Annotated in this window: 18 protein-coding genes and 1 pseudogene; 5 read left to right on the top strand and 14 right to left on the bottom strand. The window is 64.3% G+C overall.

All coding sequences use genetic code 11. The features are described from left to right. Window positions 1–34 precede the first annotated feature (34 nt). The 4 genes from K2M58_RS01475 to galK all read left to right on the top strand — a co-directional run bounded on the left by K2M58_RS01475 (window position 35) and on the right by galK (window position 3,975). Window positions 35–964 (top strand): carbohydrate ABC transporter permease, encoded by a 930-nt coding sequence (locus K2M58_RS01475; protein WP_220677985.1) that lies wholly within the window; start codon window positions 35–37, stop codon window positions 962–964. Between the two features lie 65 nt (window positions 965–1,029). Further along, window positions 1,030–1,800, top strand: coding sequence for a carbohydrate ABC transporter permease (locus tag K2M58_RS01470; protein ID WP_252393565.1), 771 nt, complete (start codon window positions 1,030–1,032; stop codon window positions 1,798–1,800). Window positions 1,801–1,806: 6 nt separating this feature from the next. Next, window positions 1,807–2,796, top strand: a complete 990-nt coding sequence (galT, locus tag K2M58_RS01465) for a galactose-1-phosphate uridylyltransferase (RefSeq protein WP_220677983.1) — start codon at window positions 1,807–1,809, stop codon at window positions 2,794–2,796. Between the two features lie 27 nt (window positions 2,797–2,823). Beyond that, window positions 2,824–3,975, top strand: a complete 1,152-nt coding sequence (gene galK, locus K2M58_RS01460; protein WP_220677982.1) for a galactokinase — start codon at window positions 2,824–2,826, stop codon at window positions 3,973–3,975. Window positions 3,976–4,065: 90 nt separating this feature from the next. Here galK and rbsB read toward each other — a convergent pair whose 3' ends face one another. The 6 genes from rbsB to K2M58_RS01430 all read right to left on the bottom strand — a co-directional run bounded on the left by rbsB (window position 4,066) and on the right by K2M58_RS01430 (window position 10,217). After that, entirely contained in the window at window positions 4,066–5,037 is a 972-nt protein-coding gene (gene rbsB, locus K2M58_RS01455; RefSeq protein WP_220677981.1) for a ribose ABC transporter substrate-binding protein RbsB, read from the bottom strand. A gap of 263 nt (window positions 5,038–5,300) precedes the next feature. Next, on the bottom strand, window positions 5,301–6,236 hold the full coding sequence (gene rbsC / locus K2M58_RS01450) for an ABC transporter permease subunit (RefSeq protein ID WP_066200588.1): 936 nt from the start codon (window positions 6,234–6,236) through the stop codon (window positions 5,301–5,303). 13 nt (window positions 6,237–6,249) lie between these two features. Beyond that, a complete protein-coding gene (locus K2M58_RS01445; RefSeq protein WP_066200585.1) occupies window positions 6,250–7,743 on the bottom strand; it encodes a sugar ABC transporter ATP-binding protein in 1,494 nt (497 codons plus the stop codon). A gap of 11 nt (window positions 7,744–7,754) precedes the next feature. Next, window positions 7,755–8,150: a D-ribose pyranase gene (rbsD, locus tag K2M58_RS01440; protein WP_066200583.1), complete on the bottom strand. Its 396-nt coding sequence runs from the start codon at window positions 8,148–8,150 to the stop codon at window positions 7,755–7,757. 6 nt (window positions 8,151–8,156) lie between these two features. Beyond that, window positions 8,157–9,113, bottom strand: coding sequence for a ribokinase (gene rbsK, locus K2M58_RS01435; RefSeq protein WP_220677980.1), 957 nt, complete (start codon window positions 9,111–9,113; stop codon window positions 8,157–8,159). A gap of 42 nt (window positions 9,114–9,155) precedes the next feature. Further along, complete coding sequence (locus K2M58_RS01430; RefSeq protein WP_082718303.1) at window positions 9,156–10,217, bottom strand: LacI family DNA-binding transcriptional regulator; 1,062 nt, start codon at window positions 10,215–10,217, stop codon at window positions 9,156–9,158. Window positions 10,218–10,771: 554 nt separating this feature from the next. Here K2M58_RS01430 and K2M58_RS01420 point away from each other — a divergent pair. Continuing rightward, window positions 10,772–10,912 carry a hypothetical protein gene (locus K2M58_RS01420; RefSeq protein ID WP_169793273.1) on the top strand — a complete coding sequence of 47 codons (141 nt, stop codon included), beginning with the start codon at window positions 10,772–10,774 and terminating at the stop codon, window positions 10,910–10,912. Between the two features lie 64 nt (window positions 10,913–10,976). Here the strand turns inward: K2M58_RS01420 and K2M58_RS01415 are convergent, their stop codons facing one another. The 8 genes and pseudogenes from K2M58_RS01415 to K2M58_RS01380 all read right to left on the bottom strand — a co-directional run bounded on the left by K2M58_RS01415 (window position 10,977) and on the right by K2M58_RS01380 (window position 21,988). Beyond that, the gene (locus K2M58_RS01415; protein WP_252393500.1) at window positions 10,977–11,447 is read right to left on the bottom strand and encodes a PCYCGC domain-containing protein; all 471 of its coding nucleotides are present in this window, start codon (window positions 11,445–11,447) and stop codon (window positions 10,977–10,979) included. A gap of 123 nt (window positions 11,448–11,570) precedes the next feature. Further along, complete coding sequence (locus K2M58_RS01410; protein WP_220678744.1) at window positions 11,571–13,100, bottom strand: succinyl-CoA:acetate CoA-transferase ScpC; 1,530 nt, start codon at window positions 13,098–13,100, stop codon at window positions 11,571–11,573. 249 nt (window positions 13,101–13,349) lie between these two features. Further along, window positions 13,350–13,988: a LytTR family DNA-binding domain-containing protein gene (locus tag K2M58_RS01405; RefSeq protein ID WP_252393499.1), complete on the bottom strand. Its 639-nt coding sequence runs from the start codon at window positions 13,986–13,988 to the stop codon at window positions 13,350–13,352. A gap of 48 nt (window positions 13,989–14,036) precedes the next feature. Then, on the bottom strand, window positions 14,037–15,011 hold the full coding sequence (locus K2M58_RS01400; protein ID WP_220677978.1) for a DUF4236 domain-containing protein: 975 nt from the start codon (window positions 15,009–15,011) through the stop codon (window positions 14,037–14,039). Window positions 15,012–15,032: 21 nt separating this feature from the next. After that, window positions 15,033–18,992: an AAA family ATPase gene (locus K2M58_RS12790; RefSeq protein ID WP_220677977.1), complete on the bottom strand. Its 3,960-nt coding sequence runs from the start codon at window positions 18,990–18,992 to the stop codon at window positions 15,033–15,035. Then, window positions 18,967–20,349, bottom strand: coding sequence for an exonuclease SbcCD subunit D (locus tag K2M58_RS01390; RefSeq protein WP_220677976.1), 1,383 nt, complete (start codon window positions 20,347–20,349; stop codon window positions 18,967–18,969). The genes K2M58_RS12790 and K2M58_RS01390 overlap by 26 nt, the downstream gene beginning before the upstream one ends. A gap of 208 nt (window positions 20,350–20,557) precedes the next feature. Continuing rightward, window positions 20,558–21,115, bottom strand: a pseudogene (locus tag K2M58_RS01385) (transposase); the annotation flags it as partial. Window positions 21,116–21,304: 189 nt separating this feature from the next. After that, window positions 21,305–21,988, bottom strand: coding sequence for a 3'-5' exonuclease (locus K2M58_RS01380; RefSeq protein WP_220677975.1), 684 nt, complete (start codon window positions 21,986–21,988; stop codon window positions 21,305–21,307). Window positions 21,989–22,838: the final 850 nt, after the last annotated feature.

Genomic DNA, 22,838 nt, shown 5'->3' with positions numbered 1-22,838 from the left:
GTTCTCCCTTCAGTCGATCATCGGGAGGAGCACCATGCAGAAAAGGCGAAAACCGCGCCACCCCGATCGCTGGCTGGCCGCCTTGTTTCTCCTTCCCTCGGCGCTCGCCGTCGCCGTCTTCGTCTACGGGTTTATCGCCTGGACGGGATACGTCAGCCTGTCGAACTGGAGCGGCCTCGTGCCGGATTTTTCGTTTGCCGGTTTAAAAAATTACGCCGACCTCTTTCACGACTACCGCTTTCAATCCGATCTCCGCAACACCTTGTTTTTTACGCTCTTTTTCTTGCTCTTCACCGTCGGACTGGGATTCATTCTGGCCGTCCTGATCGATCAGCGCCTGCGTGGCGAAGGGTTCTTCCGCAACGTCTTTCTGTTTCCGATGGCGCTTTCCTTTATCGTCACCGGCGTCGTCTGGCAGTGGCTGTTCAACCCGAGTACCGGTATCAACCGCCTCCTCGGCGCCGTCGGCCTTTCCCCTCTGCCCAAGTGGTATACCTCCACGGAGATCATTCCTGGCATCAAGCTCGGCAACATTGCCTTCGGGCTTCCGGTCGCCTTGATCGCCGTCGTCATCGCCGCCGTCTGGCAAATGACCGGTTTTGCCATGGCGATGTACCTCGCCGGCCTCCGCGGGATCCCGGAAGAGCTCAAGGAAGCCGCCCGCATCGACGGCGCCACCGAACGACAGGTGTATACGCAGGTGATCCTTCCTCTCCTTCGACCGATCACCATCAGCATCGTCGTCATCATGGTGCATATTTCACTAAAAATCTTCGACCTCATCTATGCCATGACGGGGCCGGGGGCCAACTTCGTGACCGACATGCCCGGGGTCTACATGTTTGAGGCAACGTTTCGCGGGAATTTTTATGCTCGCGGCGCGGCCATCGCGATCCTGATGCTCCTCGTAAGCTCCCTCATCATCGTCCCCTACTTGATGCATCAGCGGAAGGAGAGCACCTGATGCGTCGTTCGCATGGGCGGCCGTTTCCCGTCGGCCGGTGGCTGATCTACGGGTTTTTGACGTTCATGGCCGGCCTGTTCCTTCTGCCGGTTTACGTCATGGGGGTCACGAGCCTCAAGCCGTTCGCAGAAGTCTCCCTGGACGCCATGTGGAAGCTCCCTTCTTCGATTTCGCTGGAAGGGTACGCCCGGGCATGGAGCAAGCTGGCCCCCCACTTTTGGAACAGCGTCGCCCTCGTCATTCCGGCGACGCTCCTTTCCGCAGCGCTCGGATCGCTGAACGGGTATATTTTTTCGAAGTGGCGCTTTCCCGGATCCGAGACGCTGTTTACCGCTTTCCTCTTCGGCATGTTCATCCCCTATCAGAGCATCCTGATTCCCCTGATCCAATTTCTGCAGCGGATCGGACTCTACAACTCGATTCCCGGGCTCATCCTCGTGCACGTGGTGTACGGCCTTCCGATCACGACGCTTATTTTCCGCAACTTTTATGCCGGCATTCCCGACGAGCTGCTTGAAGCCGCTCGCATCGACGGCGCAGGGTTACTCAGAACGTACGCTTCCGTGATGGTGCCCCTGTCGATCCCGGCCTTTGTCGTCGTCGCCGTCTGGCAGTTTACCAATATATGGAATGAGTTTCTGTTTGCCGTCACGCTCACCACCCCGCGTTCCCAACCCGTGATGGTCGCCCTGCAGAATCTTTCCGGAAGCCAAATCGTTCAGTGGAACGTTCAGATGGCCGGCGCCCTCATCGCGGCCCTCCCCACCTTGCTCGTCTATCTGGTTCTCGGAAAATATTTCATCCGCGGCCTTCTGGCCGGCTCGGTCAAAGGATGATCGGCCTTGGAACTGCGCTTCAATCCGCTCCTTCGGGACTGGGTGATGGTGGCGGCCCATCGACAACATCGCCCTCATCTGCCGGCCGAGCACTGCCCGTTTTGTCCGGGCTCCGGCAAAGTCCCGGATCATTACGATCTGCTCATCTACGACAACGATTTTCCCGTCCTCGTTCCCGATCCGCCGGCGCCGGACGACGTGGCGACCGGGCTTTACCGGTCGGCTCCGTCCTACGGGAAATGCGAAGTCGTTTTGTATACGCCCGAACATGACCGCAAGCTCTGGGAACTGGACGACGACCACCTCGCCCGCCTCGTCGACCTCTGGGCGGAACGCTTTCAAAAACTCGGGGCGGACCCGAACCATCGCTACGTGTTAATCTTTGAAAACCGGGGGGAAGAAGTCGGCGTCACGATTCACCATCCCCATGGCCAAATTTACGCCTATCCTTTCATCCCCTTAAAAATCGCCCGGGAACTCGAGAGCATGAAGTTTCACCATCAGGAAACCGGCCGCTGCCTCATGTGCGATATCAACGAAACGGAGCTGGAGTTTGTCGAAAGAGTTATTGCGGAAAACGAACATTTCATCGCATATATCCCCTTTTTTACAGACTTTCCGTACGGCGTGTTCATCGCCAGCAAAGCCCACCGGCCGTCGCTTTTGGAAATGAAAGCCGAAGAGCGCCGGGCGCTGGCGAAAATGCTCCGACGGGTCGTCGGAGCGTTTGATCGGCTATTTCAAAAGCCCTTTCCGTACATGATGGTGCTGCATCAACAACCGGTCGATGGCGAACCGTACGATGATTATGTTCACTTTCACATCGAATTTTATCCCCCGCTTCGCGCCGCGGACAAGTTGAAATTCTACGCCTCCTCGGAGATCGGCGCCTGGGCGACGGCCAACCCCAGGCGGGTGGAAGAGACGGCGGAGGAACTCCGACGCGCGTACCGAGCGTTTCTCCGCGAACTGGGAGAACAACCCGAAAAAGCGTAAACCGGCCGCCAAGGGGAGCGAAACCGGATGAAACGGATTTTCTTTGCCCCGGGGCGCATCAACCTCATCGGGGAGCACACCGACACGACCGGAGGGCTCGTCATGCCGGCGGCCATCGACGCCGGCACGACGGGCGTCGTGAACGTCCACAACGGGGAGACGATCACGTTCGTCTCCCGGTCATTTCCCGGGCGGCTTCAGATCGATCGCCGTGCTCTCAAACACGGGGAGGTCCGAGTGGTCGATCGAAGCGATGACGGATGGGGCGAATACGTTCGCGGCGCGATCATCGCCTGGTTGGAGGTTGCAAGCGCCGCCGGCCGACCGATTGCGGACCTTCCCGGGATGAACGTCGAACTCGTCAGCGATCTTCCCGTCGGCGCCGGTCTTTCCTCCTCGGCGTCGCTGACGGTTTTGATCGCGCTCATCTTCGACACCTTCGGCCAAACGGCGCTCGGCCCAGAGCACTGGGCGAAAATCGGGCAAAGGGCGGAAAACGAAACGGTCGGCGTCGCATGCGGCCTCATGGACCATTTCGCCGCCTCTTACGGCAAGCAAAATCATGCGCTCTTTCTGGACACCCACACGCTGGCTTATGAATGGATTCCCTTTTCTCCGGAACCATATGTTCTCGTGGTCATCGATTCCGGAAAACGCCGGTCCCTTCGCCATTCCGCCTACAACGATCGGCTCAACGAAGTCGAGCAGGCCTTATCGTGGATCCGTCGACACCGCCCGACCCTCACCCACCTGGGAGCGCTCCGGCCAGAGGAATGGGCGGCGATTCGCCCTCTCTTGCCTGAGAGCGCTCCGCTTCGCCGCGTCGACCACATCGTCGCCGAAAACGACCGCGTGTTAAAAGCGCGGGATGCCCTCCGAAGCGGTGATCTGCGCACCTTTGCTGCGCTCCTTACCGCAACCCATCGGTCGCTCCAATCTCTCTTTGAAGTCACCCGCCCGGAAATCGACGCCCTCGTCGAGCTTCTGCTCAAAGCGCCCGGCGTCCTCGGCGCCCGGATGATGGGCGCCGGCTTTGGCGGCTCGGTGCTCGCGCTCGTGCACCGAGATCAAGGGCCGGCCCTGATCGCCGACGTCGGCCCGCGATATCGGCACCTTACGGGCCTGGAAGCGAAGTTCTACCGTTTTTCGCTCGGCGACGGGGCGCGTGAGCGAACATAGCGATCTTTTTTCATGAAAAAAGGAGGGGACTCCCTCCGCTCCCGAGGGGGTCCCCTCCTCTGCCGCGGTTGAGACCGCTTATGAGATCGCTTATGACTTGGTGACCAGATCGAGGGGCACCGGAATGTTCTTGTCGACCGTCTCCCCGTGCAAGACCTTGACGGCCGTCTCGACGGCGATCTTTCCCATCTCCTCCGGCCGCTGGGCGATCGTCGCCGCCAGGCGCCCCGCTTCAACCGCCTTCCGAGCGTCTTCCGTCGCGTCAAAGCCGACGACGATCACCTTTTTCCCGGCCGCCTCCAGCGCCTCCAGGGCACCGAGGGCCATCTCGTCATTATGGGCAAAGACGGCGTCGATGTTCGGGTGGCTCTGAAGGATATTTTCCATCACCTGCAGGCCCTTCGCCCGGTCAAAATCGGCCGGCTGCGAGGCGACGATCTCGATGCCGGGCGCGGCGGCGAGGGCGTCGTGGAAGCCTTCCCCGCGATCCCGGGCGGCCGACGTGCCGGGAATGCCCTGAAGCTCGACCACTTTCCCCTGACCGTTCAGCGCCTGCTTGATGAATTCGGCCGCCAGGGCCCCGCCCTTGAAGTTGTCGGAGGCGACATGGGCCACGACGTCTCCGCCGTTTGCCGTCCGATCGACGGTGATGACCGGAATGCCGGCCGCGTTGGCCGACTGCACCGCCGTCACGACGGCGTCGCCGTCCGTCGGGTTCAGGATGATGAGATCGACCTTCTGCTGGATCAGATCTTCGAGATCGCTCACCTGTTTCGCCGGATCGTCCTTGGCATCGACGACGACGAGCTCCACCCCGGCCGCTTGGGCCGCCTTTTCGGCGCCTTCTTTCAGGCTGACGAAAAACGGATTGTTCAGCGTCGAGATCGAAAACCCGATCTTCGCTTTCGCCTCCGCCGCCGGCGTAGAACCGCCCGCGGCGGACGAAGGCCCCGCATCGCCCGACGGGGGCGCCTCCTTGGCGGGGGAACCGCAAGCCGAAAGAACCGCCAGAAACATGAGACTGACGACGAGCAAAACCCCGATTCGCCGCTGAGTACGCATCGCCTTTTCCCCCCTGTTTCTCGATGGGTCTTCCCGGCTTTTTTCTTCTCTCCAAGAACGCTCCCCAGGACCATTCGCGGCGCTTTAGGCCCGAAGCCGCACTCGCTTCGCCCTCATCCCCGAACCTCCGCCGAAGGGCGGTGCATCGGCCGGGGCTTCTTCCCCGTTCTCCTCGGCGGACACCACCCCCTTTCCGGGCGATCCGATTTGCGGTCGATCCGGTTGGTCCGGCCGCACCGGCATCAGCGCCCGCCGCCCGGTCGTCAGCGCCCCGCTTTCGATCGATCCAGCAGGACGGCGAGCAAAATGACCGCCCCTTTGACCACCTGCTGATAAAACGACGAGACGTTGAGCAGGTTCAGGCCGTTGTTCAGCACGCCGATGATGAGCGCCCCGACGAGCGTCCCCCCCAGCGTCCCCCGGCCGCCGGACAGGCTCGTCCCGCCCAGGACGACCGCGGCGATGGCGTCGAGTTCATAGCCCATCCCGGCCGTCGGCTGGGCCGAATTCAGCCGGGACGTGAGAATGATGCCGCCGGCGGCCGCGGTGAGACCGCTGATCGTGTACACCCAGATTTTGATCCGATCGGTGGCGACGCCCGAGTGGAGCGCGGCTTCTTCGTTGCCGCCGACGGCATAGACATGCCGGCCGAAGACGGTGGAATTCAAAAGAAGATAACTGCCGGCAAACCCCAGCCCCAGCCAGAGCACCGGGAGCGGAAGGTCGAAGAGATACCCGCGACCGATGACGCCAAACGCATCGCCGAGGCCCGTGATCGGCCGGCCGTCGGTATAGACGAGGGTCAATCCCCGGTAGACGGTCATCGTCGCCAGCGTCACGATGAACGGCGCCAGGCGGCCTCTGGCCACCAGCACGCCGTTGGCCGCGCCCATCGCCGCCCCGGCGAAGAGCGCGAGCGCCACCGCCAAGGCCGCAGGCACCCCGCCGTGGATCATCCCCGCCGCCAGAGCGCCGGAGAGCGCCAGCATCGACCCGACCGAGAGATCGATCCCGCCGGTCAAGATGACAAACGTCATCCCGAGGGCAATCAGGGCGTTGATCGAGACCTGTCGGAGGACGTTCAGGATGTTGTTCACGGTCAAAAAATGCGGGGTCGTGAGCGCCAAAGCCACGGACAGGACGATGAGCCCGAGGAGCGGCCCGGATCGCCGAAGCCGCTCCAGGATGAACGCCTTCATCTTCGCCGCCCCCTCAAGCGCCGCCGGCCATGGCGATCATCACCGCTTCCTGGGTCGCCTCGGACCGCGTAAAACGCCCGCTCACCCGTCCCTCGTGAAGCACGAGAATGCGATCGCTCATCCCGAGGAGTTCCGGCAGGTCGGATGAAATCATCAGGATCGCCACCCCTTCGCGGGCAAGGGCATGCATGATCTCGTACATCTCCCGCTTGGCGCCGACGTCCACGCCGCGGGTCGGCTCGTCGAGCATGAGGACCTTCGGCGTTTGAAACAGCCATTTCCCGACGACGACTTTCTGCTGATTGCCGCCGCTTAGCGTGCGGACGGCCCGCGCCGGGTCCGGAGGGCGGATGGAGAGGCGGGCGATCATCGTTTCCGCTTCGGCCCGCTCCCGCCCCCTGGCGAGCCACCCCCACCGCGAGAGCCTCGAAAGCGTGGGGAGCAGCACGTTGTCCTGCACCGATCGGTCGAGGACGAGCCCCTGGCGCTTTCGATCTTCGGGGACGAAGGCGATGCCCGCCCGGATGGCGTCCCTCGGGTGCCGGAGCACGATCGGCCGGCCGTCCAGCCGGATGGTGCCCCCGCGGACCGGCTCAAGGCCGAACAGCGCCCGGGCCAGCTCGCTCCGGCCGGCGCCGACGAGCCCGGCGACGCCCAGGATCTCGCCCCGGCGAACGGCAAAGCTGATGTCGTGAAGCTTTCCGGGCACGGACAGATGTTCCACGACGAGCCGCTCCGGCCCCGGCGCGACCGACTTCTTCGGGTAGCGCATCTCGAGGGGACGACCGACCATCTGCCGGATCAGCGCCTCGAACGTGGCCTCCTCCGTCCGCATCGTCGCGACGACGCGCCCGTCCCGAAGGACCGTGATCCGATCGCTGAGGCGGAAAATCTCTTCCATGCGGTGAGAGATATAAACCATCCCGGTCCCGCTCTGTTTGAGACGCCTAAGAACCCGGAAGAGATGGTCGATTTCCCGCTCCGTGAGCGCGGCGGTCGGTTCGTCCAGGATCAGGATTTCACTTTTCCGCAAAAGGGCCCTGGCGATTTCGACCATCTGCTGCTCGGCCATCGAAAGCCGTTCGACCGGAAGCGCGGGATCGAGGTCCATGCCCAAAAGTTCCAGCATCTCGCGGGCTTCCCGGAGCATCCGTCCCCGATCGAGCCCCACCCTCCGGCGGCGACGGGGTTCCCGGCCGAGGAAAATGTTTTCCGCCACCGTCAGCGTCGGCACGAGGTCGAGCTCCTGGTGGATGACGGCGATTCCCAGCTCCGCCGCCCGGCGCGGGCTGTCGATCTCCTGGATGGCCCCGCGGATGCGAATGACGCCGCGATCTTTCCGGTAGATCCCGGAAAGAATTTTCATCAGCGTCGATTTGCCCGCGCCGTTTTCTCCGAGGAGGGCGTGCACTTCACCGGCATACAGGGTAAAGCCGACGTCGCGGAGCACTTCGACCCCGTGGAACGATTTCGAGATGCCCTCCATCTCGACGAGCGGCGTCGTCATGGCCACCCCTCCTAAAAAACGACCCCGGCCTGCAAGATCACATTGGCATACGGCGTGAATTCGCCGGTTCGGACGATCGCCCGAACGCTGGTCGCCTCGGTTTTCAGCGCCGCGTGGGGCACGGCTTCGATCGGGACGTCGCCGAGGAGCGCCCGGAGCCTGGGATAGAGGGCCGGGCTTTGCTGCCTCATTTCTTCCGCGACCAGCGCTTTTTCCACCGCGAGTTCGGTCAACACCGCCTCGACGACCTCGAGAAACGGCGGCAGGCCGGGCCGTACGGCGAGATCGATCCGCTCGACGCCCGGCGGAATCGGGAAGCCCGCATCGGCGATGAGGATCCGGTCCGTGTGCCCCAGCTCGCCGATCAGCCGCGAGAGATGACTGTTGAGGATGCCGGTTTTTTTCACGCGATCTCACTCCTGCCAGCGTTCGAGTTCGGCCCGCGTCGGCATGCCCGCCTGAGCGCCGAAGCGCGTCACCTTAATGGCCGCGGCCCGGTTCGCCATGCGGACGGCCTCCCCCAGCGGCCTCCCTTCGGCGAGGGAGACGGCCAGCGCCCCGTTGAACGCATCGCCGGCGCCGGTCGTGTCGCGGACCGGCACCCGAACCGCCGGAACGCGGTGCAGCCCTCCCGGGTTGCCGTGCGCATCCCGGATCGCATAAGCGGCGCCCTCCGCGCCGAGGGTGACGACGACCGACGAGACGCCCCGGGCCAAAAGCGCCCGGACCCCGGCTTCAAGCGCCGCCGACGCTTCCTCCTCCGGCGCTTCGACCGCCGGAGGAGGGAGATCGTTTACGACGCGCAGTTCCAGGCGGTTCGGCGTCAGGACGTCGACCGCGCGAAGGAGGGTCGCCGGAAGCGGCCGGGCCGGCGCCGGGTTCAGGATGACGCGGACGCCGGAGCGCCGGGCGAGCTCTACCGCTTTTTCGACCGCCTCGAGAGGAATCTCGAGCTGGACGAGCACGACGTCCGCCGCCCGGAAAAGCGCCGCCTGCCGGTCGACGTCGTCCGGGGTGAGGCGGGCGTTGGCGCCGGGAACGACGATGATCCGGTTGTCCCTTTCGGCCAGGGTGATGAACGCCAGCCCCGACCCTTCATCCGGAACGACCTTGACCCCCTCGGTGTCGATCCCCTCGGTCCGCAAGGCCTCGAGCAGCCGGGCACCGAACGCATCGCGACCGACGGCGCCGATGAGGCTGACCTCGGCGCCGAGGCGCCGGGCGGCGACGGCCTGATTGGCGCCCTTCCCTCCGGGGAGCATGTGCGCTTTTTTCCCGAGCACCGTCTCCCCTTGATCGGGCAGCCGGTCGACTTCGACGATGAGATCCAGATTCAGACTGCCGACGACGACAATGTGCGGACGCCGCATCGCCGACGCTCCTTTGAACCGCATATTTGCACCGGATGTTTCTCAGCGATTTTTCCGCAACGTTGAGGCGCGCTCGATGACGGTAACCTCGAGCTCATAAACGGACGGGCCGGCCGCAGACGACGGATCGTCCGGGCGCTCGATCGGCTGCGCCGCGGGATGCTTTTTTTTCGGCCGAGCGTTCGACCTTCGCAGCAAAAGATCGACGGCCAGCCGCCCCATCACGTCGACCGGCTGGCGAACGGTGGAAAGTTCCGGTTCGACGACCGCGGCAAGCGGAATGTCGTCAAACCCGATGAGGGCGACGTCTTCCGGCACGCGGATGCCGCGGCGGTGAAGCACCTTGAGCGCGCCGATGGCCATCAGGTCGTTCGCCGCAAAGATGGCGTCGACGTCGGGATGCCGGGCCAGCAGCGCTTCGGTGGCCGCCATCCCGCCTTCGATCGAAAGCTCGCCGCCGACGATGAGGCTCGGCGCAAACCAGGGGCGCGCCTCGACTTCGTCGAGATAGCCCTGCCTCCGCTCGGCCGCCGGGAGAATCGAGGCCGGCCCGGAGAGATGGGCGATCTTCTCGGCGCCGATCGCCATCAGATGGCGAACGGCCAGCCGCGCCCCCTCCCGGTTCCGGCTCCGGATCTGCGGCACGCCGTGGGCAGAAGGCCGGTCGACGAGGACGAGGGGGATCGCCTCGGCCTGAAGCCGCGCGATCTCGTCTTCGGCGATGTCGTGGGCCGCGATGATCGCGCCGTCGAGGTACTGCTGGCGGATCATCCGGGCGTAAGACGACCGCTTCGACGCGTGCGACCGGGCGTTCCAGACGAGGACGTTGTAGCCGTAACGTTCCGCCTGCTCGTCGATCGCCTTCAAGAGTTCCGGGAAAAACGGATTCGTGATGTCCGGGAGGATGACCGCGATCGCGTTTAATTTCTGATTGGCGAGACCCCGGGCCACTTCGTTCGGTTCGAACTTGAGCGCCCGAATGGCCGCCTCCACCTTCTCGGCGGTCTCCCGGCTGACGTAACCTTTGTGATTGAGATAGCGCGACACCGTCGCGACCGACACACCGGCCAGTCGGGCCACATCGCGGATCGTCGGCACGGTCATCTCCGTCAGTTGGCAAATCAGCCATTTTTGCGATATGAAACCGGTTAGATGGAGCGTCGGTTCGATGTGTAACCGGTTACCTATCGGCTATGATCATTATGAGCTTGAACGGGGGCGTTGTCAACTGCCTTTTGGACAAATCGACCCAGCGAACCTAACGTTTGGCGGCAAACGTCGTGGACAAAACCGTTTCATCCTCTTTGGCTTCGTTTTTTTCTTAGCCTGTTTTGCCCAAGTCCCCCTCAGTGTACGAACGACAGGTTGGTGTAATATTTTCGCTTTCCAACCCCGGACAACTTCCCTGTCCGACGCCGTCGTCATGCATACCGTACTGAGTGAGAGGAGGTGAAACGCATGTCACACGCGTACGGGGCGCCGGGATACGGAGGGATCAGCCTGTTCGCCTTCGCGATCGTCATCTACGTCCTTCTCGTCATCGTCCTTGACGGTCGCTGGTGGGGCGGATGGTAAGACAACGCCGTTCCCGGATCGCGAGTCGCCCTTCCCCCTTCTCATCCGGAACGAGATCCGGCCATCAAGGAGGTGTCCGATCGATGAGCTTCGCGCAAGCGACGGCGAGCGCCGGCGACGGGTACGCCTTTCATGGCATCGGCAGACATTTCGCCTTTGCCATCGTCATCTACGTGTTGCTCGTGATCATCCTGCGCGCCGGCGGGCACGGTTACGGCTACTGAAGCCGGTGCCGATCGATTTTAAAAGGAGAGGGGAATCCCCTCTCCTTTTTAACTTTAATAAACTTTAATAAACCGGCGGCGCGGGCGTCGGGGTGGGCGGGCCGAACGACCCGTACTTCGTGTCAATCGCCTTCCGGATTTCCGACACCGGCATGCCGCTTTCCGCCATTCGCGCCGCATCCACCGCAATGTTCAAACAGACATCGCAGCCGACCGCGTGACTGTCCCATACCACCGGACCGTCCGGACGCCTTTCGGCGATAAAGCAGTCGCGGTTGCTCCGATGCCCGATCGATCCGCAACCGCAGGTGCAAGGGATCCACTCAAGCATATCGGCGTGCCTCGCGGCAAGACGGTATGTCGCCCGAACGTCATCGGGCGCATTGTGCAGAAAAGAAGGAAGGACATCGATGGAAGCTGTGGCCTCCCTCCCATCGCCGGGATGCGTCTCGGCAGAGCACCCGGCAAGAAACGAAGCGGCGGCGAGAAGCCACAGCCCCGTCCAACGCGAGATGGTCAAGCCTTTAGTCCGCAAGGGCCCACCCCTCCTTCCACAGTCTGCCTCACGGGCGCGGGCATTCCCTGGAGCACCGAATATTATACTACGCTCGTCACCGTGGAGTGTCTTCCAGGCGGTGGCACCGGCGCGCGTTTCCCCTCACGAGGACGACACCGGCGCCTCGATCGACGCCGTCGTCGGCTTGGCGCGCATCGATCCGTAGCGCTCGTAGTTGAGGTGGAAGGCAAAGGCTTTCTCCAGCACGTGCGGCGTCTGCCCGCCGCGCTTCAACGCTTCGCGGAAATATTCCATAAGCAGCGGGCGATAGTCCGGGTGCGCGCACCGTTCGATGATGAGCGGCGCCCGCTCGATCGGGGCCAGGCCTCTCAGATCGGCATAGCCGTATTCCGTGACGAGGACGTCGACGTCGTGTTCCGGATGGTCGACGTGCGAGACGAACGGCACGATGCGCGAGATGGCGCCGTTTTGCGCCACCGACTTGGTCACGAAGATGGTCAGACGCGCATTTCGCGCAAAATCGCCCGATCCGCCGATGCCGTTCATCATCTGCGTGCCGCGCACGTGCGTCGAGTTGACGTTGCCGTAGATGTCCGCTTCCAGGGCCGTGTTGATGGAGATCAGGCCGAGGCGGCGGATGATCTCCGGATGATTCGATATTTCCTGCGGTCTCAGCACCAGGCGTTCGCGATAGGCGTCAAACCGCCCGAAGACGTCCCGCATCTTCTTTTCCGTCAGCGTGACGGCCGCCGCCGAGGCAAAGACGATTTTGCCGGCGTCGATCAGATCGAAAACGGCATCTTGCAGCACTTCGGAGTAAAATTCGAGGTCGTGGAATTCCGAATCCAGAAGGCCGTACAGGACGGCGTTGGCCACCGAACCGATGCCCGCCTGAAGCGGCGCAAGACGCGGCGTAAGCCGCCCGGCGGCGACTTCATCACGTAAAAAGCGAAGGATGTGCGCCGCGATGCGCTCGGTATCGCGGTCCGGCGGGGAGATCGGCGAAGGCGAGTCGGGTCGGTGGGTGAAGACGACGGCAAGGATTTTGTCCGGATCTACGGGTATGCCGGGAAGCCCGATGCGGTCCGACGGGCGGATGATGGGGATCGGGGCCCGGGCGCCGCGCACGCCGACGTCGTACACGTCGTGGATGCCGTAGAGCCCTCGCGGCTGGGCGGTGTTGATCTCGACGATCACGCGGCGCGCCCTTTGCGCGAAAATCGCCGAATTCCCGACCGACGTCGTCGGGATGAGGAGCCCCGCTTCGGTGACGGCGAGCGCTTCGATGATCGCGACGTCGATCGGCGGCAGCACGCCGTCGCGGATCCACTCCGCGGTCTCGGACAAATGCTGATCGATGTACAGGATCTCTCCGCGGTTGATCTTTCGGCGCATCACGTCGTCGGATTGATACGGCAGACGCCGGCGGACGATCCCGGCTTCGGCCAGAACGCGGTCGACGTCCGAGCCTAACGACGCGCCGGTGATGATGTTCACTTTAAGCGGCGCCTGCTTGGCCCGCTCGACTAGGGCAAACGGCACCGCTTTCGGCTCGCCGGCCCGCGTAAACCCGCTTAGGCCGAGCGTCATGCCGTCCTCGATCCAGGATGCGGCCACGTCCGCCGTGACCACGCGATCGTGAAGACGGGCATCGCCGAGAAGCGCTTTCATTTCTTCAGAGGAGACCACGGGCCTTTCGCTCCTTTCCGCGCTTTTTAAAAGGCAACATAGCAGAGTCAAGGCCCGCGGTCGAGTATTTTGACACCAAACGGCTTTTTTCATACATGAGCGGTCCAAAACGTGACGCCGGCGGCACCGGCGCTTCCGGCACGCCCATCCCTTGCATCTGGGGTGACTGCCGCGCGCCGCACCGGCCGCATCGGCGGCGCAGGCCGCTCGCCCCTCCCGGCCCTTCAGGTCTCAGAAGCCGAGCCGCTGTCGCAAAAGCGGCGCATATGTCCGGCTCACCGGCAGGCGCGAGCCGTCGCGCATCACGAGAAGCAACGTGGAATGCGAATACGGATGGATCTCGGCGATCTGCCGGACGTTGACGATATACGCCCGGTGGATGCGCGCAAAGCGGTCAGCCGGAAGCGATGCCTCCAGGGAGGAAAGCGATTCGCGGTGCATGCCCTGAACGTCCATCGCCCTGACGAACGTCTTGCGGTTTTGCGCCTCCAGGTAGATGACGTCTTCAAAGTCGAGCGGAATCCAGCGCTCGCGGCTCCAGACGGTGAGAAACGGGCCCTTCGGCGGAAGCCCGGCCCGCTCCCGATCCGCCAGCGGAAAGACCAGCGTGACGGCGCCCCGACGGCGGCCCGCTTCGGTCAACGGAACGGAGAAGCCAAAATAGGCCACGCCGAACAGGCGCTCATCGCGCGGTTCGGCGACCTCGCGGTTCAGGCGCAGGGCCTTCTCGGTGACGGAATCGGGCTTGATCGGATCGCCCGGCCGGATGTGCAAATCGATGAACGGGCTCGGTCGGTAGTAGACATAACGATCCTCATCGGCGATGACGACCGACGGCAGCTTCATCGCCCATACCGCTCCCGCGTCCATGCCGCCCATGCCCCTCAAGACCACCCTTGCTCGCTTCCATCGATTTTTTCATGCCACATCGATTGATCCGCACCAGAGGACGGCCGGCTCCTTCTTCTGAACATACGCCAAAAGCGCCTCCGTCGATCCGCCGCCCTCCCCCAGCGCCGCAAGCAGCGCAAGCTCCCGGCGAGCGGCCGCTTCCCGGCCCAGAAGGAGATGCGCTTTGGCCCGGAGCAATCGGACCGACCGGATCCACGCATCGGCCTGCCTTCTGGGCACCCTGACCTGCGCAAGAAGCATCAGCGCCGCGTCGGCGTGCCCCTCCGTCAGATGGGCGGCCGCAAGCGCCGTGAGCGCCGTCGGCGGAACGGAACGCTCCGCCGCCACAAAGGCGCGCACGACCGCGCGCAGCGCTTCGGTGCCGGAAGGTTCGTCCCCTCGTTCGTCGTCCGGAGGGCCGCCTTCCGGGGGGCCGGCTGCGGCGGGCGATCCGACGGCAGCGGGCGATTCGATGACGAAGGACGACCGGGATCTTAGGGCCATGTCGAGAAGCCCCAGGCGAAAGCGGGCCGCCGGATCGTCCGGAAAGCGGGCGAGATACCGGCGATACAACGCCACGGCGGCTTTCGTCTCGCCGAAGGCATCCGCCGCCGCCGCGCGAAACGCCAGCGTCCAAGCGTCGTCCCGCCACGGACCGCTCCACGGCGGCGCCTCGTCGTCGCCGGGCGCCCAAGCAGGCAGGGCAAACGCCCGCTCCCCCAGCCGCGCCGCCAGCGGCCCGCCGGAAAGAAACCCGTCGGAGGCCGGGAAGTTGACCTTCTCCGTTCGCGGCACCTGATGCGCTTTGGGGCGAGACCCCTTCTTAAGGGACTCGACCGCATAGAGGCCCGTTCCCGGGATTCCCGCCGAAACGTACGGCCCGCGGGGGCCGACCCCGACGCGAAAACCGCGGACGCCGACGCTCACGCCCACCCAACGCTTCGAAAAATTCAAATACACGCCCTTGGCCAGCCGCACGCGCCGGGAAAAGCGAAGCCCCATCGCCATCCCTCCTTCGGCAGGTCACATCACTTCAAAGCGCACCCGCGAACCGCGCGTCTCGTCCGCCGGCTCGACGATGAGCCGGTACGGGATGCGCTCCCGAAACGCCGGCACGTGGGTGATGACGCCGACCGCCATCCGCTCCGACGAAAGCCGCATGAGCGTCCCGATGACGACCTCGAGCGCCTCCGGATCGAGGGTGCCGAAGCCCTCATCGAGAAAGAAAAACTCGAGCGGATCCGTCCCCTTCAGCTGAACGGCGTACGAGAGCGCCAGCGCCAGCGCCAGCGAAGCGAGAAACGTCTCTCCGCCGGACAAGGAGGACACCGGCCGGAGGCGGCCGCCCCGCAAATAGTCCCGGACGACGAAATTGGACTCGGAGTCGACCTCCAGCGAAAGTCGCCCGCCGGTCAGCCCCTGGAGCCGTTCGGAAGCGGCCCGGCTCAAGGCGACGAGCTCCTCCCGGGCGAGGTACTCGACGAACGCCCGTCCCTCGAGCGCTTTCAAGAGCTGCTTGTGAAGGACGACCGCCTTCTCCAGCCGCTCCAGCTCGGCGGTCAGGGCGAGGTAGCGCGCGTGGCGGGCCTGAAGCGCGGCGAGCTTTTCCGCCGCCTCCCCGACCCGTTCCGTGGCCCTCTGAACGGCCACCTCCTGCTCCCGCAGGGCCGCCTCGGCCGCTTCGAAGACCGCCGACGGGAGCCGGCCGCCGGGGACGGCCGGCGATGTCCCGGCGCGAAACGAATTCTCGCGAAGGACGGCCGCGGGCTGGACGTCGCGAAACGCCGCCTCGAGCGCCGCCGCCACTTCCGCCCGCCGGGCTTCGAGCGCCGCCCCTTCCCGGGCGTAGCCGTCGAGCTCGTGCCGAAGGAACGCCATCTCCCGTTCGTCTCGCACGGCCTGAAGCGCCGCCTTCGGATCGGCAAAACCGGCATCGATCGCTTCGAACTCCGGCCGGACGTTGTCCCAGGCAGCCTTCGCCTGCTCCAGACGATGCCGGGTCTCCTGAAGGGCGCTTTCGGCGGACGAAAATTCCTTTTCGGTCGCCCGATGCGCCTCCCGGGCCGCCGCCACCGCCGCTTCCGCCCGCCGGACCGCCTCGTCGAGGGCCTGAAGCTCGGCTTCCACCGCCTGACGAAGTCCTTCCGGCGGGCGGCCGCCGGTGAGGACCGAAAGCTCCCGTTTCAGTTCTCCGGCCTGCACCTCCCGCGCCCGAAGCTCTGCCTCGTGGCGGGCGAGGGCCGCCCCGGCCGCCTCCAGGACCGCCTGCGCCTCCGTCTGCGCCTTACGGAGTTGCTCGAGCTCGGCCATCGCCTGCTCGAGCGCTTGCCGGTGCGCCTCGGCCTCCCGGGCCTGCCGGAAGGCCGCTTCCCGAAGCCGGTCGACGTCCGACCACGGCAAGTCGGGAAAGCGGGCCGCATACGCTTCGGCCGCCGCCTTCCGGGCTTGGGCTTTCTCCCGGGCTTCTTCTTCCGCCCGGGCGGCCCCGTCCCGGGCGCGCCGCGCCGCCTCCAGCCGCAGGGCAAACGCTTTTTCTTCCGCGTCAAGCGTCCGGACGAACGCCTCCAGCCCCCGACGCGCGGCATCCAGATCTTCGGCGAACGCCCCCAGCGCCTCGACCGCCGCCCGAAGCTCTCGCAACGCATCCGCCTCGGCGGTGCCCGGCGCTTCCCCGGTGAGGGGCCCCGTCGCCTCCGGACCGAGGGAGGAGGCCGCACCCGGGTTCAAGGACGGGGCTTCACCCGGTCCAAAAGGCGCGGTCGAATCGAGGGCGAGCCGTTCCACGGCCGAAAGGGCAGCCCGCACCGCCGCTTCCGCCCGGGCGGCCGCCTCGCCCCGGCCGTCGGGCGTCCCCGGCCGATCCCCGAACGTCTCCGGCGTCGCGCCTTTTTCCGCTTCGGGGATCGCCGCCGCCGACTCCGCTAAATTCTCCAGCGACTCCGCCAAAGCTTCCCGGACGGCCTCCGGCGCGAGGTTCGGCGCCGCGCCCGGCGCCCCGGAAGACGCCGGATCCGGCGCCGCGCCCGGCTCAAGCGCCGTCGCCCCTCCGTCGGGGGAACCCGGCCCTGCGGCGAGAAGCCGCTTCCCTTCGGCCAGCGACTTCTCCGCGGAGGCCAGCCGATCGGCGACCGCCGCGCGGCTTGCGGAAAGCGCCTCGCTTCGCGCCTGAAGGGTGCTTCGGACGACGAGCCATACCTTTCCGAGCTCGCCGACCTCCGCCGCGAACGCCGCCGTCGCCCCGGCCCCATGCGCGGCCTCCGGCCGGAGGTGGGCCGGGGCCGGATGGTGCGAAGAGCCGCAGACCGGGCACGGGATGCCGTCGACGAGGTGCGACGCGAGTTCCCGGATGAGACCGTCCCGCTCCGCCGCTTTATGCCGGAGCCGCACGACCTCCTCCGCCTTTTCAAGGGCCGCCGAAAGCTTCGGAAGGGCGTCGGCCCAAAGGGACGCGGCGACCGCAAGGCGCCCCTCCGCCGCGGCGACCCGCGCCCGACCGTCGCTTACCGCCCGGGCCAGCCGCTCAAAGCTCGAGGCGGCCGCCCCGATCTCCCGGGCGGCAGCCTCCCGGGCCTCCGCCGCCCGCGTCGAACCCGCCTCGGCCGCCTCTTCCGCCTGCCGGAGCCGCACGGCCGCCTGCCAGGCGTCATCGAGCCGCTTTCGCCGCTCCTCCGGAAGCGCAAGCCGCTCGACCTCCGCCTTCAGCGCCCGGATCCGCTCTTTTTTCGCCGCCTCCTCGGCTTTGAGACGCATGAGCGTCCGCTCATGGGCCGCCGTTTCGGCGGCCGCCAGATCCCGCTTCCGTTTGTCCTCGGCGATCTCCGCCTCCAGCGCAAGAAGCCGGGCCGCCCGGGCTTCGGCCATCCGATACCGCTCCGCCTGCCGGAGAAGGTCCGGCCGGAGCGCCTCCGCCCGCTCGCGGCGGGCAGCGAGATCGGCCTCCGCCTGCTCGAGCCGGGAGGCCGCCTCGGCCGCCTTCGCCCGCGCTGCCTCCCGGACGCGGAAGGCGGCCTGAAGCCGGTCCGCTTCTCGAACCAGCGCCTCGGCGTACGGCCGGAGATGGGCCGCCGCCTCCGCCTGGCGAAGCGCTTCCCGCATGGCTTCGATCTCCGGCGCCCGGGCCCGGTGCCGCCGAAGGGCCGCCTCGAGCTCCGCTTCTTTTTCCTGGAGCTCCCGGACCTTCCGCAGCGCCTCGACCTCCGCCCGGAGCGCCTGAAGCCGCCCTTCCGCCGCCGCCCGCTCGGCTTCCGCCCGGGCATGGGCCGCCTTCGCCGCCTCCAGCGCCTCCCGGGACGCGTCGCCGAGGCCGATCCGCTCCGCCGCTTTGACCTCCCGCTCCGACTCGAGCGCCCGAGCCCGGGCGTTGACCCGTTCGTAAAGCGCTTTCCCGTACCGTTCCAGGTTCAGGATGCGCTCGAGCATCTCCCGCCGGTCTTTGCCCTTGAGGGTCAAAAATTCGTGAAACCGCCCCTGCGGCAGCACCACCGCCCGGGTAAAATCGTCACCCGTCAGCCCGATCAGCCGCACGACGGCCCGATCGACCTCCCGCGGCTTTTCCGCCAGCACCTCGAGCGGGACCGCTTCCTCCGGCGCCGGCCCCTTCAGGCGGAGGAGGCGGGCGCTTTCGTTTTTCAAGCCAAAGGAGGCTCCGTCTCCCGCCTCTTTCCGCTCTCCGTCGAGGCGCTCCCCGCGCCCCGAAGGCCGGCGGTAGCGGCGCTCGACGCGGTAGGCGGTGCCGGCGAGGGCGAAGTCGAAGGCGACGGCAAGCCCGTCGGCGTCGACGTTCAAAATGCCGGATGTCCCCCGCTCCGCCCGGACGACGGTCCCGTACAGGGCGAGGGTGATGGCGTCGAGAATCGTCGATTTGCCGCTCCCCGTCGGGCCGAAAATGCCGAAAAGCCCCGCCCGAGTGAGCGGCCGAAAATCGATGATCGCCTTTTCCCGGTAGCTGTGCAAACCTTCAAATTCCAGCCGAAGCGGCCGCATCGCCGTCCTCCTCCGTCTCCAGCTCGTTCAGGTAGACAAGAAAGAGCTTCACGAGCTCCTCCCCCGGCTCCGCACCGGTTTTCTCCCGGTAAAACCGGCGGAACCGCTCATCCCACGGAAGCTCCCGGAGGCGAACCGCCCCGGCGGCGGGCCCGACCGGCGCGATGGCGAAGCGGATCCCGACGATCCCCGGGCGGGCCGCCCTAAGCCGCCGGATTTCCTCCTCGCCCGGCAGGTCGGCACCGGAAGGCAGGGCGAGCTCCAGATCGATCCACGCCGTCGGATCGTCGCCCCGCTCGATCCGGCGCCAGACCGGCGCGAGTCCGCCTTCCGCCCGCCAGCGGACGAGGGGCCGCCCGGAGGAAAGAAACACCTCCTTCACCTGCCCCCCTCCGGCTCCCATCCGACCTTCGGGCGCCGGCACCGGCGCCCCTGGCCGAAGTTCCAGCACCGTCGCCGACTTGGCGAAGCCGGCCTCGGAAAAGCCGAGCTGAAGGGGAGCCCCGGCATATCGCACCGGCGCCGGCGCCCCCGCCACCCACTGCGGCCGATGCAGATGCCCGAGGGCGACGTAGTGGGCGACAGGAAAACTTTCCGGCCGTACCGTGTACGCGCCGCCGAGCTGGATCGGCTGCTCCGAATCGCTCGTCTCCCCTCCGGCGACGAAGAGGTGGGTGAGGACGACGTTCACCGCATCCGGTCGAAAGGCGCCGGCCATCCCCTGAAGGAGCGCCCGCACCCGCCGGTCGTAGGCGTCCTGCATGGCCTCGGCGGCCGGATCGGCGGAAAAAAGCGTCCCGAGGCGCCGTTCGGACGGAAACGGAAGCGCCGCAACGACGAGCCGCTCCCCGGTGCGGGGGACGACGAGCGAAAGCGGCCGGAAGCGCTCCACCTCTGCCCGGCCCGCCGGCTCGTCAAGCCCGCTCTGCCTCTCCCGCCCTGCTTCCCGACGCGCCGCAGGCCGACCGCCCGCCGCGGCGGCGCCGGCCCCGGCATCGGGTTCACCGGCTGCGGCGCCGTCCGCATCGAGCGGGCCGATGAGCAAGATGCGTCGGGGGCTCCCGACGATGAGGGGCCGGGCCGCTGCCAGGCGCTCCGGCTGGTCGTGGTTGCCGGCGATGACGATGACGAGACGCCCGTCCTCCGAAAGCCGCGCCAGCGCCTCAAAAAAGAGCGCCTCCGCCCACGCCGGCGGATTGGGCGCATCGAAGACGTCCCCCGCAAGCAGCACGACGTCTATGGCTTCCTCCCGGACGATCGCCGCCATCTCATCGACCATCGCTTCGAACTCGTCCTGCCGGCTCCGGCCTTCGAGCGTCTTCCCGAGGTGCCAGTCGGCGGTATGGAGAATGCGCATCGATCCCCTCCGTTCAGGGCCGTGGAATCCTTTCGATGGAAGAGCAACCCTTTGCCCGAACCGCTCCTCGCGGAACGAAAACCGCCAAGCCTTAAGAGTCTGGGGACGAAAGGTTTGGGTCCGGATCGGGAGGATGGAGGTCAGACGGAGAGGAGTCGTCCTGCACCTCGTCCCCGCCGTCGGAAAACGAGCGATCTTCTTCCTCCAGCCGGGCCAGATAAGCGTCAAGCGACTCCACGGGGACCGGCGCGATGGGCTTTAAACTGTGGATGGAAGCATTGGCTCGGACAAGCGTACCGTCCACCGCGACATGCACTTCCGGCTGAACGAGCCCTGCGGCGATGCACTGATCCACCACATGGCGCATGGCTTTCTCAAAAATGCCGTGCCTGCGCCAAAGTTTTCGTGTTTTGACCACGGTCGTACGATCCGGAAGCCGCGGACCCCCGGCCTCCGGGTGAAGTACGGACTCAAAATCGAGCCCTAAGAACCACAAATAACCGGCGTGCATGGGGAGCGTTTGAAAGAGTTCCCGCTCAGAGTGATTGAAGAGGTAAGAAAGTAAGATGATTCGCATGACGAGTTCCGGATCGACGGCCGGGCGTCCGGTGCGTTCCGAATAAAGCGGGGCGACCCACTCATGGATCGCAGAGAAGTCCAAGACGCGATCGATTTGGCGAAGGATGTGATTTTGTGGCACGAGGGCTTCCATATCAATATGCTGAAACAATTTGGGTTGATGGGAAGTCAATCGTCGAGGCCGCATGTTTGAATCTCCTTTTTGAGAAGGGATGCTTGCTTGCTTTGATTGAATGAATTCGATCCATGGGTCCGGTTTTCCTTCAAAACGAAGGGGTTTTTCACCGGCCTTCTAACGCTACCCTAAAGCGTAGCGTGCCGACACACTACGGAGTCCCGTCCGACGTTTTTGGCGAACCGTACCTAATCTATATTTCTAAATTAATCTTTTTTTCCTCAGCATATTAAACAGACGTTCAGTGAATATGTGCTTTGAAACGGGAAAGCCATTAATAACATTTCTTAAGATTAATACAAGCGAAAGAACGTCCCCAAGTGCAGAATGTGGTATCAAGTTATCAATACCAAAAATGGATCTGAGTGTATCCAATCTGCGATTTTGCGCCCCACAAATACGATGCCAATCAATTATCAACGTATCCAACCAAAGACTTTTAATATTATCTCTCCTGTATATTTTACTTATAAACTTTTTGTCGAATCTTACATTGTGCGATATCAATACATCAGCCTGATCGATTAATCTTTTTATTCTTTCTGAGTCAAATTTTAATCCAATGAGATCTGCTTTTTTCAAGCCGTTTATTTGCGAAACCTTTTCAGGTATTTGTCGAGAAGGCTCTTGTAAACCGGCATATGCATCTAAGTAACCTTCAATCGTCCCTTTCTCCCCATCTACAACAACAAGAAGGCCGGCAAATTCAATTATTTCATCTATTTTTGGATTTAAACCTGTCGTTTCAATATCAATAATAAGCGCAAGGAACTGGTTGGGCAAAGGTCCGCCTTCAATGCGTGGGATGAATTGAGGAATCATATTTAAGCTGATCCGAGCGACAATTTTATCTGGCAAACCCTCATTTCGATCTTTGCCTATCAACGTTGACCTCCTTTGAAGTTAAACCCCAATCGCTCTTTGAACCGGAGTTCATTGTAGATGAATCAGGTGTCACAGTACTGCGCCACGCCTTCGTGCGATAAAAACTCCTTGTTAATTTCTAGCGATGTTCCATCTCATAGGCTTCACCTTTTCCAAATCACTTTGTCAATCTGTGAGAGCTGTACAGTCTCCAATCTGCTATCGTCAAATTCAACCTCAGTGCGACCCGTTGCACTATAAGTCTTGCATGAGCAAGACGAAAAGTGCGGGATGAAAGATCATCCTAACTTGCTTCCCGACGGCAGGAATGAGAGGCCCATGCCGCCTCGAAACTGCCGGCCTGATACTCCTGCAGGCGTCGGAGGGTACCGGCCTTCCGGGGTCTGAAGCCAGGTGAAGTCGGCGTCAATGCACCTACAGCCGCAAGGCCATGGTGTATACGCCGGGGCGCCATAAGGCCCGCATGGTGAGAATGGGAGGGTGTCTCCCTCCCCGACGAAGCCGCGAGTGTACGGGTCGTCAACGTAGCCATCCGGAAACGGATGGTTGTCCGAGGACGCCATGAGCGGTTCCTCAAGGACTTGTTGCCCGGCGCGGAGTAAAGTTTCGGGTATGAAACGCTCCCATCCGGCAACGGGGATGAGTGGGCATCCGGCCCATAGCGGCCACCTAAACGGGCGTATGCACGGCTAGGGAAGCAGGAACGGGGAAAGCCAGCCACGGCCTAGGTTCGGATGAACCTACAAACCGCCGGTACGGGGCCGGTCCCTATAAGGCGCAGTGCCGAAATGGGTTTGGGCTGGTGAGAGCGCGGTCACGACTGATGAAGGCCCTGTAATGGGGCTGGAGG

This window comes from Hydrogenibacillus sp. N12, from assembly GCF_019645935.1.
In the GTDB taxonomy this organism is placed as follows: Bacteria; Bacillota; Bacilli; order Thermicanales; family DSM-22653; genus Hydrogenibacillus; species Hydrogenibacillus schlegelii.
Note: the sequence above shows the minus strand (reverse complement) of the source record. Positions and strands in the feature narration are given on the sequence as shown.

Coding starts and splice junctions, on each gene's coding strand:
- K2M58_RS01475 (WP_220677985.1), top strand. CDS start 35: ATGCAGAAAAGGCGAAAACCGCGCCACCCCGATCGCTGGCTGGCCGCC.
- K2M58_RS01470 (WP_252393565.1), top strand. CDS start 1,030: ATGGCCGGCCTGTTCCTTCTGCCGGTTTACGTCATGGGGGTCACGAGC.
- galK (WP_220677982.1), top strand. CDS start 2,824: ATGAAACGGATTTTCTTTGCCCCGGGGCGCATCAACCTCATCGGGGAG.
- rbsB (WP_220677981.1), bottom strand. CDS start 5,037: ATGCGTACTCAGCGGCGAATCGGGGTTTTGCTCGTCGTCAGTCTCATG.
- rbsC (WP_066200588.1), bottom strand. CDS start 6,236: ATGAAGGCGTTCATCCTGGAGCGGCTTCGGCGATCCGGGCCGCTCCTC.
- K2M58_RS01445 (WP_066200585.1), bottom strand. CDS start 7,743: ATGACGACGCCGCTCGTCGAGATGGAGGGCATCTCGAAATCGTTCCAC.
- rbsK (WP_220677980.1), bottom strand. CDS start 9,113: ATGCGGCGTCCGCACATTGTCGTCGTCGGCAGTCTGAATCTGGATCTC.
- K2M58_RS01430 (WP_082718303.1), bottom strand. CDS start 10,217: ATGACCGTGCCGACGATCCGCGATGTGGCCCGACTGGCCGGTGTGTCG.
- K2M58_RS01420 (WP_169793273.1), top strand. CDS start 10,772: ATGAGCTTCGCGCAAGCGACGGCGAGCGCCGGCGACGGGTACGCCTTT.
- K2M58_RS01410 (WP_220678744.1), bottom strand. CDS start 13,100: ATGAAAGCGCTTCTCGGCGATGCCCGTCTTCACGATCGCGTGGTCACG.
- K2M58_RS01405 (WP_252393499.1), bottom strand. CDS start 13,988: ATGGACGCGGGAGCGGTATGGGCGATGAAGCTGCCGTCGGTCGTCATC.
- K2M58_RS01400 (WP_220677978.1), bottom strand. CDS start 15,011: ATGGGGCTTCGCTTTTCCCGGCGCGTGCGGCTGGCCAAGGGCGTGTAT.
- K2M58_RS12790 (WP_220677977.1), bottom strand. CDS start 18,992: ATGCGGCCGCTTCGGCTGGAATTTGAAGGTTTGCACAGCTACCGGGAA.
- K2M58_RS01390 (WP_220677976.1), bottom strand. CDS start 20,349: ATGCGCATTCTCCATACCGCCGACTGGCACCTCGGGAAGACGCTCGAA.